General features: G+C 73.2%; 6 protein-coding genes. 1 reads left to right on the plus strand and 5 read right to left on the minus strand.

Annotated elements, in window-relative coordinates:
• Position 1 precedes the first annotated feature (1 nt).
• Positions 2-1,651, minus strand: a complete 1,650-nt coding sequence (gene abc-f / locus ACFWZ5_RS33940) for a ribosomal protection-like ABC-F family protein (RefSeq protein ID WP_384795946.1) — start codon at positions 1,649-1,651, stop codon at positions 2-4.
• 458 nt (positions 1,652-2,109) lie between these two features.
• Positions 2,110-3,156, minus strand: a complete 1,047-nt coding sequence (locus tag ACFWZ5_RS33945; RefSeq protein ID WP_384805318.1) for an oxidoreductase — start codon at positions 3,154-3,156, stop codon at positions 2,110-2,112.
• 65 nt (positions 3,157-3,221) lie between these two features.
• Here ACFWZ5_RS33945 and ACFWZ5_RS33950 point away from each other — a divergent pair, with 65 nt between their 5' ends.
• Positions 3,222-4,193, plus strand: a complete 972-nt coding sequence (locus ACFWZ5_RS33950; RefSeq protein ID WP_384805317.1) for an FAD-dependent oxidoreductase — start codon at positions 3,222-3,224, stop codon at positions 4,191-4,193.
• A gap of 141 nt (positions 4,194-4,334) precedes the next feature.
• On the opposite strand, the gene ACFWZ5_RS33955 is transcribed toward ACFWZ5_RS33950, so the two are convergent.
• The 3 genes from ACFWZ5_RS33955 to ACFWZ5_RS33965 form a co-directional block, all read right to left on the minus strand.
• Positions 4,335-6,041 carry a BCCT family transporter gene (locus ACFWZ5_RS33955; RefSeq protein ID WP_384805315.1) on the minus strand — a complete coding sequence of 569 codons (1,707 nt, stop codon included), beginning with the start codon at positions 6,039-6,041 and terminating at the stop codon, positions 4,335-4,337.
• A 134-nt stretch (positions 6,042-6,175) separates the two neighbouring features.
• Positions 6,176-7,456, minus strand: a complete 1,281-nt coding sequence (locus ACFWZ5_RS33960) for a M14 family metallocarboxypeptidase (protein WP_384805313.1) — start codon at positions 7,454-7,456, stop codon at positions 6,176-6,178.
• Positions 7,453-9,267, minus strand: a 1,815-nt coding sequence (locus ACFWZ5_RS33965; protein ID WP_384891700.1) for a Xaa-Pro dipeptidyl-peptidase, incomplete at its 5' end; no start/stop codon positions are given. The genes ACFWZ5_RS33965 and ACFWZ5_RS33960, both read right to left, overlap by 4 nt.

The following is a 9,267-nucleotide window of genomic DNA, read 5'->3' on the forward strand; positions in this document are numbered from 1 at the left end:
GTCAGGGTGACAGCTCGGTCACCTTGCCTTCCGCCACCTCCAGGCGGCGGGTGACGCGCACGGCGTCGAGCATGCGGCGGTCGTGCGTGACCAGGAGCAGCGTGCCCGTGTAGGAGTCGAGCGCGGACTCCAACTGCTCGATGGCGGGCAGGTCGAGGTGGTTCGTCGGCTCGTCGAGGACCAGCAGGTTCACCCCGCTGCCCTGGAGCAGCGCCAGGGCGGCGCGGGTGCGCTCGCCCGGTGACAGGGTCGCGGCCGGGCGCAGCACGTGGTCGGCCTTCAGGCCGAACTTGGCGAGCAGCGTGCGGACTTCGGCAGGCTCGGTGTCGGGCACGGCCGCGCGGAACGCGTCCAGGAGCGACTGTTCGCCGTGGAACAGGGCGCGCGCCTGGTCGACCTCGCCGACGACCACGCCGGAGCCGAGCGCCGCGTGCCCCTCGTCCACGGGGACGCGGCCGAGCAGCGCGCCGAGCAGCGTCGTCTTGCCCGAGCCGTTCGCGCCGGTGATGGCGACGCGGTCGGCCCAGTCGACCTGGAGGTTCACCGGGCCGAGCGTGAAGGTGCCGCGTCGCACGGCCGCGTCGCGCAGCGTGGCGACCACCGCGCCGGAGCGCGGCGCGGCGGCGATCTCCATCCGCAGCTCCCACTCCTTGCGCGGCTCCTCCACGGCGTCCCGGTCGAGGCGCTCCAGCATCCGCTGCGTCTGGCGGGCCTTGGCGGCCTGCTTCTCGCTGGCCTCGCTGCGGAACTTGCGGCCGATCTTGTCGTTGTCGGTGGCCTTGCGGCGGGCGTTCTTCACGCCCTTGTCCATCCACGCGCGCTGCGTCTGGGCCCGGTCCTGCAGCGCGGCCCGCTTGTCGGCGTACTCGTCGTACTCCTCGCGGGCGTGGCGGCGGGCGACCTCGCGCTCCTCCAGGTACGCGTCGTAGCCGCCGCCGTAGAGGTTGATCTGCTGCTGGGCCAGGTCGAGTTCGAGGACCTTGGTGACGGTGCGGGACAGGAACTCGCGGTCGTGGCTCACGACGACCGTGCCCGCGCGCAGGCCGCGTACGAACGCCTCCAGGCGTTCGAGGCCCGCCAGGTCGAGGTCGTTGGTGGGCTCGTCGAGCAGGAACACGTCGTAGCGGGAGAGCAGGAGCGAGGCCAGGCCCGCGCGGGCCGCCTGGCCGCCGGAGAGCGAGGTCATCTCCTGGTCGAGGGCCACGCCGAGGCCCAGGGACTCCGCGACCTCGGCCGCGCGCTCGTCCAGGTCCGCGCCGCCGAGCGCCAGCCAGCGCTCCAGGCTCGTCGCGTACGCCTCGTCGGCGCCCGGGGCGCCTGCGACCAGGCCCTCCGTCGCTTCGTCCATGGCTTGCTGGGCGGCGGTGACGCCGGTGCGGCGGGCCAGGAACGCGTGGATCGTCTCGCCGGGGCGGCGGTCCGGTTCCTGGGGCAGGTGTCCGACGGACGCCGTCGGGGGTGACGAGGTGACCTGGCCGGATTCTGGGGTGTCCAGGCCCGCGAGGAGGCGGAGCAGGGTCGACTTTCCGGCGCCGTTGGCGCCGACGAGTCCGATGACGTCGCCCGGGGCGACGACGAGGTCCAGGCCCTCGAAGAGGGGGCGGTCGCCGTGGGCGGCGGCGAGTCGCTTGGCGACGAGTGTTCCGTTCATGAGGCTCTGAGGGTATCCCGGCCCCGGCGGTTGGCTCCGCGCCTTTTCCGGTGGGCGTGCGGCATTTCCGGTGGGCGTGCGGCAGCCGTCTCGCCACCGCTCCGCGGTGGCTGCTCCCACCCGCCCACCCGTTACCCCAGCCCCCGCCGCACCGCCGGTGGTGACGGCCGTCCCCCCGGTGCCGCATACGCCCCCGCCCCGCCGCTACCGCGGCGGCATCATCCCGCCCGCCCACCCATACACCTGCGTCGCCCCACCGGAGGGTAGAAACGGGCGGGCGGGCTTGGCAGGCGGCAGGCGGCAGGCGGCAGGCGGCAGGCGGCAGGCGGCAGGCGGCAGGCAACTCCGTCCGTCGGAGGGGGGTAACGGGCAGTCGCCGACGGTGGGCGGCCCCCACCAGGGGCGTTCACCCCGCGGGAGGGTGGAAATGGGCGGGCGGGTGGGAGATGAACGCCGCGTCAGCGGTGGGCGCCGGCCGTCAGCACTCTCCCCGGGGACCGCGCCACCACATACATGGCCCGCCCCGGCAGGGGCGTCCGCCGCTCGCCCGGCTCGAGCACCTCGTCGAAGACCTCGTGAACGCGCGTGCGCCGCAGGCGATCCCGGCGGTAGGCGGTGAGCCGCACACGGCAGGGCGACGTGACCTCGGTGACGGCGGTGCCGTCGGTGACCGTGAGGCGCGCGAGGCGCCGCTGCTCCGAGGGCCCGCGCTCCAGAGCGTGCTCGATCTGGGCGACGAGCAGCGGCACGATCGGCGCGAGCCCGTCGACGTACGCGACGTCGACCCCGGCCCCTTCGAAGGACGCCCGCACGGACCCCCGCACCCCCTCCGGCACGGCGGGCCCGAACGCCACCGCCCCGTACGTGCGCAGCTCCTCCGGCGGCACACCCGTCGCGTCCGCCGCGATCTCCGCCCCGATGCCGATCTGCCGCAGCGCCGCCGCGAGCTTGGCGAGCAGCGCCACTCGGGCACCGATGAGCAGCACGCGCCGCCGTCCGGCCCCGGGCCCGGCCCCGCCGACAGCCTCCGCCTGCGTATCCGCGAGCAACTGCGCCAGCTGCTCGCGGTATTCGGCGCCGTGGAAGCGGAACGGACCGATGCCGTGGTAGCCGTTCAGCTCCAGGTCGGCGTGGTCGGAGGTCTGCCAGGCGAAGTCCCGCCACACGTAGTCGCCGCCGGCGCGCTCGATGACCGCCGTGACGGCCCCGCACTCCAGGCCCTCGCACTCGGGACAGCCGTAGATGACGTGCCGCCCGTCGCGCAGCGGCGCCTCGGCCTCCAGGAGCAGCCCGCGCACGTGCGCGGAGAAGATCGCAGGAGGGATGTCCGACGCGAGCGGGGACACCGCGTCGAGGTCGGCGAGCTGGAACAGCAGCGGGCGCCCGTTCACGATGAAGTCGACGAAGTCACGGTGCACTTGGTAGCCACCGTCCGCGAGGACTCCCCCGGCGCGCGTCGCCGGCGCCAGGCCGAAGGTCGCGTACTCGGCGTACTCGGCAAGCATGGTGTGAGTATCCCCACCCGCGGGTGGTTGTGCGCCCTTCGTGCGCGGTCCGCTACGTTTCCCGGATGACCGTGAGGGACAGCGCAGACGTGATCGTGGTGGGCGGCGGTGTCGCCGGGCTCACGACCGCCGTGGTGCTCGCGGAGCGCGGCGACCGGGTGCGGCTGTGGACGCGGGCGCCCGCCGAGCGCACGACCTCGGCCGTTGCGGGCGGCCTGTGGTGGCCGTACCGCGTCGAGCCGGAGTCCCTGGCCGGGGACTGGTCGCTCACCTCCCTCGCGGTGTACGGGGAGTTGGCGGCGGACGGCGCGCACACGGGCGTACGCATGGTCGAGGGCGTACACGCCGGCGTCACGCTGGACACGCTCGGGCCGTGGGCGGCGCGGGTGCCGGGGCTTCGGGCGGCGACGCGCGCCGAGCACGAGGGCGTCGGCGTCCGGGCGCGGCTGCCGCTGATCGACATGCCGGTGCACCTGGCGTGGCTGCGGGAGCGGCTGCTCGCGGCGGGCGGCACCGTCGAGCTCCGCACGGCCGGGAGCCTCGCCGAGCCGCTGGCTCAGGCGCCGTGCGTGGTCAACTGCCCGGGCCTCGGCGCCAGAAGCCTCGTGGGCGACGCGTCGGTGCGGCCGGTGCGGGGGCAGCTGGTCGTGGTGGAGAACCCGGGGATCCGTACGTGGTTCACGGCCGCGGACTCCGAGTCATCGGCGACGACGTACTTCCTGCCGCAGCCGGGCGGGCTCGTCCTCGGCGGGACCGCCGAGGACGGCGACTGGTCGCTGGTGCCCGACCCGGCCACGGCGGAGGCGATCGTGCGGCGGTGCGCGCGGGTGCGGCCGGAGATCGCCGGTGCGCGGGTGATCGGGCACCGGGTGGGGCTCCGGCCCGCGCGGCCCGCCGTGCGCCTGGAGCGGGAGCGCGCCGACGCGGGGCGGGTGGTGGTGCACAACTACGGTCACGGTGGCGCCGGGGTCACCGTGGCGTGGGGCTGCGCGCGGGAGGCGGCTCGGCTCGTGGCGGACGCCCGGCAGCGCTCGTAGCCAGGGCCCGCGGTGCGAGGCCGAGGCCGACGAGCGCCGGGAGCCCGTGGAGTCCCAGGAGTACGCCGAGTACGCACAACCCGACGACTCCGGGGACTCCGACGGCTCCGAGGAGCCGGCCGCCTCCGCGCGGCCGGCTCGTCAGCGGGCGCTGTCCGGCTGCGGCTCCGTCCCGGTGTCGGTGCCCGCGGCCGATCCCGTGGCGGACTCGGCGTCGGATCCGTTCTCGGCCGGGCCGATCTGGAGCTCGAAGTCCCCGTCGTACTGCTCATGACCGGCGAGGACGGCCCGCTCCACGGCTTCCGTGCCGTGCTCACCGCGCACGATCAGCGGGTCGTGGCGCAGATCTCTCATCAGCGCCACGCACATGCCGATCATCACGAGCGTGAAGGGTGCCGCGACGAGGATCGTCAGATTCTGCAGGCCGGTGAGGGCGTTGGCCTTGCCCTCGCCGATGAGCAGCATGATCGCGGCGACGGCTCCGGTGACGACGCCCCAGAAGATCACCACGAGACGGCCGGGTTCCAGGGAGCCCTTCTGGGAGAGCGTGCCCATGACGATCGACGCGGCGTCGGCGCCGGACACGAAGAAGATGCCGACGAGGATCATCACGAGCAGGCTCGTGGCGGTGGCGATCGGATACTCGTGCAGCAGGCCGAACAGCTGCGCCTCGGCCGTGTCGTCGCCCTTGAAGCCGCCGCCCTCCTTGACCTTTATGGCGCTGCCGCCGAAGACCGCGAACCACAGCAGGCTGACCGTGCTGGGCACGAGGATCACGCCGCCCACGAACTGCCGGATGGTGCGGCCGCGGCTGATGCGCGCGATGAACATGCCGACGAACGGCGTCCAGGAGATCCACCAGGCCCAGTAGAAGACCGTCCAGCTGCCGAGCCAGGCCGAGACGCCTTCGCCGCTCGACGCCTCCGTGCGCCCGATGAGCTGCGGCAGGTCGCCGAGGTAGGAGCCGATGGAGGTGGGCAGCAGGTCGAGGATGATGACGGTCGGGCCCGCGACGAAGACGAACACGACGAGCAGCAGGGCGAGCACCATGTTGATGTTCGACAGCCACTGGATGCCCTTCTCCACGCCGGACACCGCGGAGGCCACGAACGCCACCGTCAGGACGGCGATGACGGTGATGAGCAGGCCCGTGGTCGCCTTGTCCCGCCAGTCGAGCTCCTCGATGCCGCTGCCGATCTGCAGCGCGCCGAGGCCGAGGGACGCGGCGGAGCCGAACAGGGTGGCGAGGATCGCGAGGATGTCGATGACCCGGCCCCAGGCGCCGTGGGCGTGCTTCTCGCCGATGAGCGGGACGAACACGGAGCTGATGGTCTGCCTGCGGCGGCGCCGGAACGTGCTGTAGGCGATGGCGAGGCCGACGACCGCGTAGATCGCCCACGGGTGCAGCGTCCAGTGGAACAGCGTCGTCGCCATGGAGGTCTCCATGGCGGCGGCCTTGTCGTCGGGGTGGGTGCCGGGCGGCGGCGTGCTGAAGTGGGCGAGGGGCTCGCTCACGCCGTAGAACATCAGGCCGATGCCCATGCCCGCGCTGAACATCATCGCGACCCAGGACACCGTGCGGAACTCGGGCTCCTCGCCCTCCTGGCCGAGCGTGATCTTGCCGTACCGGCTGACGGCCAGCCAGAGGGCGAAGACCACGAAGCCGGTCGCGGCCAGCATGAAGGCCCAACCGCCGTTGTGGATCAGGCTCTTGAGCATCCTCCCCGAAACGTCTTCGAGGGTGTCCGTGGCGACGGCGCCCCAGACCACGAAGGCGAGGGTGAGCCCGGCCGTGACGCCGAACACCACCCGGTCGGTCTGTGGGGAACGGCCACCGGAGTGGCCCACCGACAGCGGTGGGCCTCCTCCGGGGTCCGCTTTCTGTGATTCCTGCGTCACAAGTTCACCTTTCGCGGAGTGGCTGATCGTCGGGTGTTCTTCTCCGCTAACCCCCTACCACATGTGACGCGTCTCACGACGGCCTAACAGTCGGTGTCGGGCCGCCCTGTGACGAGGTGATAGGTCGCGCGTTCGTCGAGGAGCAGCGGGACGAGCGCGCGTGCGGGCTGCCGCAACGGCACGAGCGCGCCCGCGCCGTCGGGTTTCACGGTAACGCCGTGGAGCCGGAGTTCGCCCCTGACGTGCGCGTACTGTTCGGCGTTCAGCCGGTAGCCGCACGGCGGGTCCTGGATGACCTCGGCGGGCTCGGCCGGGTCGTTGTCGGCGCCGCCGAGGTAGACCGGGCCGCGGTCGCGCAGTCCGGCGAGGCGCGAGGCCGTCGTGGCGGCCTCCAGGCTCCACCGGTGCTCGTCGGCGTACCTGAACAGTCCCTTCAGGGCCGAGAGTTGGGAGGTGACGCGGCGCCGGTTGTTGAGCGCCGGGTCGTTCTTCTCGGCTTCGGTGAGGGCATCGACGCGGCTCTCGATGAGCAGGCCCGCGGCGTGCTTGATGCCGGAGACATTGCGCAGGATGCGCTCCTGTCCGTCGCCTGCCACCTGCTTGACCGGCTCGCCGGTGACGGGGTCGGTCCAGATGCCGTAGGTGCCGGTGGTGTAGCCGTCGGCGGACGCGGCGGGCCGGACGTAGTCCTGCGAGAGCCGGGTGGCCTCCCGGTGCACCGCGCCGTGCGTGTTGAGGTTGCGCGGCCACAGGTCGAACAGGTCCTTGTCGTAGTACTTGGGCGTGGCGCCGTACTCGTGCAGGTCGTAGATGGCGTCCGGCCTGCGGTCGCGGATGACGGCGGCGAAGGCGCGGGCCTCGTTCGTGGCGAGGGTGATGTGGTCGCGGTTGATGTCGACGCCGTCAAAGTTGCCGCGGGTGTCGGCGGCGCGCCCGTCCGGGTTGGCGGTGGGGACGACGAGCAGCGTGGTGCGGGAGAGGAACCTCCTCGTGCGCGCGTCCTCGGCGTACGCCAGGTCGCGGATCGTCGTCAGGCAGGCCTCGCGGCCCGACGGCTCGTCACCGTGCTGGCTGCACACGAGGAGCACCGTGCTCGCGGTGCGGCGCTCGCCGATGCGGACGAGCTGGAGCGGCCGGTTCTGCTTCGTCGTGCCGATGCGCGAGACGGAGACCCGGTCGCTGGCCTTGTCGACGGTGGCGAGCAGCCGCTGTTCCTCGGGCTGACTGGTCCAGCGCGCGCCGTGGCTCTCCTCGAAGCCGGTGCGCGGCGGCCGCTCGGCTGCCTGCGCGGGCGCGCCGAGCAGCGGCGCGGCGAGCGCGGCGCAGGCGAAGCCCAGGGCGAGGGCACGGATGCGGGGTGTCATGAAGTACGGCCTCCCGGTACGGGCTTGAGCGGGCGCGCCGGAGCCACGCCGTCGAGGCGGGACTCGCGCGGCGCGGTGGCGTGCGGGTCGGTGGCGAGGGCCTTGAGGCCGCCCACGAGCGGGAGCTTGGCATAGGTGCGGGCCAGGTCGAGCTTCAGCGTCGGAGTGTCGGCGGGCGGCGTGATGAGGTTCTTGTCGGTGCCGCCGATGATCAGGGCGAGCCGGTGGCCCTTCGGTACGACGTGGTCGCTCGCGGCGAGGTCGAGGGTGAGGGTGACGGGCTCGCCCGGAGTGAGCGGGCGGCCGTGGTGCTCGTCCGCGTAGGTGCCGAGGTCGGCCCAGCCGCGGCTGAAGATGGTGTAGTCGACGGCGGCGGTGCGGGCGACGGTCCGCTGGAAGCAGGAGCTGTCGCCGCTCGTGCTCGCGCCCCAGCAGGTGCGGTCGGGGAGCGTGGTGATGCCCTCGTCGTCGTCCGCGTAGTCGCGGATGGTGTCGGGTCCGAGGTCGACGAGGACGGCGCTCAGGTGTGCGGTGCGGGCCGAGGGCGTCACGGTGACGGTGACCTTCGAGGAGCCGGACAGGCGCAGGTCGCGGGCGAGCGGGCGGGTGGTGAACCCGGCCTTGGCGGGCGTGGAGCTGTCGATCGTCGCCGCCCAGTCGGTCTCGCCGAGGCTCCGGTCGTCGGTGAAGGTCTCGCTGCCCTTGCCGGGGCGGGTGCCGAGGGTGCCGACGCCGGGGGCGGCGCCCTTGGCCGGGCGGAGCGTGGTGGTGTCGGTGGCGCGCGGCGGCCAGGTCCGGTCGGTGGTCCAGCGGTCGGGGGCGCGCTCGATGTCGGCCATGGGCTCGCGGTCGATGCCGTTGCGGTAGCCGAGGAGTTCGTGGTCGAACCAGCGGTGCAGGGTGCGCACCCAGTCGGCGCGGCGGAAGTCGAACGGGTCGACGTGCCCGGCCTGGCTGAGCCAGATCTTCCGCTCGACGCCCGCGTCGGCGAGGGCGTCCCACCACTGCCCGAAGTGCTTGGTGCGCACGTTCAGGTCCTGCAGGCCGTGGACGACGAAGACGCTGGCCTTGACGTTGCGGGCGGCGGGCACGTGGTCGCGCTCGGTCCACAGCGGGGTCCAGTCGCCGGTGCGGGGCGCGCCGTCGATCAGGCGCTGCTGCACCTGGCCGCAGCGGGCGCGGGCCGCGGGGCTCTCCACGTAGTTCGACAGCCACTCGGGGCCGCCGCTCTGCAGCGGGGCGCCCTTGGCGAAGTAGTAGTCGTACCAGGAGGAGATGGCGCCGATCGGCACGATGGTCTTCAGGCCCTCGACGCCGGTCGCGGCGACGCCGTTGGCGATGGTGCCGTCGTAGCTCTTGCCGATCATTCCGGTGCGGCCGTTGGTCCAGGCCGCCTCGGCGCGCCGGTCGCCGGTGGGCGAGGTGTAGCCCCGGGCGCGGCCGTTCAGCCAGTCGACGACGGCCTTGGCGGACTGGACGTCGGAGCGGCCGCCGACGTCCACGCAGCCGTCGGAGCGGTTGGTTCCGGCGAGGTCGACGGCGACGAAGGCGTAGCCGCGCGGCACGAAGTAGTTGTCGTAGTACAGCGGGAACTGCACCGGATTGCCCTGGGCGTCGTAGGTCTTCTTCTGGCTCTCGTTGCCGCGGCCGCAGCACGCGTAGTACGGGCTCGCGTCCATGATCACGGGTATCTTCCGGCCCCGCGCCGCGGGTTCGCGGGGGCGGACTATGTCGACGGCGACGCGGTCGGCCTTGCCCGCCGCGTCGCCCTCGATACCGGTGTCGACCCCAACGGACACGCGGATAGCGTC

It is taken from the genome of Streptomyces sp. NPDC059003 (genome assembly GCF_042740445.1).
GTDB lineage: Bacteria > Actinomycetota > Actinomycetes > Streptomycetales > Streptomycetaceae > Streptomyces.

Excerpts from the sequence above, each read along its gene's own strand:
- abc-f (WP_384795946.1), bottom strand. The coding sequence starts at position 1,651 with ATGAACGGAACACTCGTCGCCAAGCGACTCGCCGCCGCCCACGGCGAC.
- ACFWZ5_RS33945 (WP_384805318.1), bottom strand. The coding sequence starts at position 3,156 with ATGCTTGCCGAGTACGCCGAGTACGCGACCTTCGGCCTGGCGCCGGCG.
- ACFWZ5_RS33950 (WP_384805317.1), top strand. The coding sequence starts at position 3,222 with ATGACCGTGAGGGACAGCGCAGACGTGATCGTGGTGGGCGGCGGTGTC.
- ACFWZ5_RS33960 (WP_384805313.1), bottom strand. The coding sequence starts at position 7,456 with ATGACACCCCGCATCCGTGCCCTCGCCCTGGGCTTCGCCTGCGCCGCG.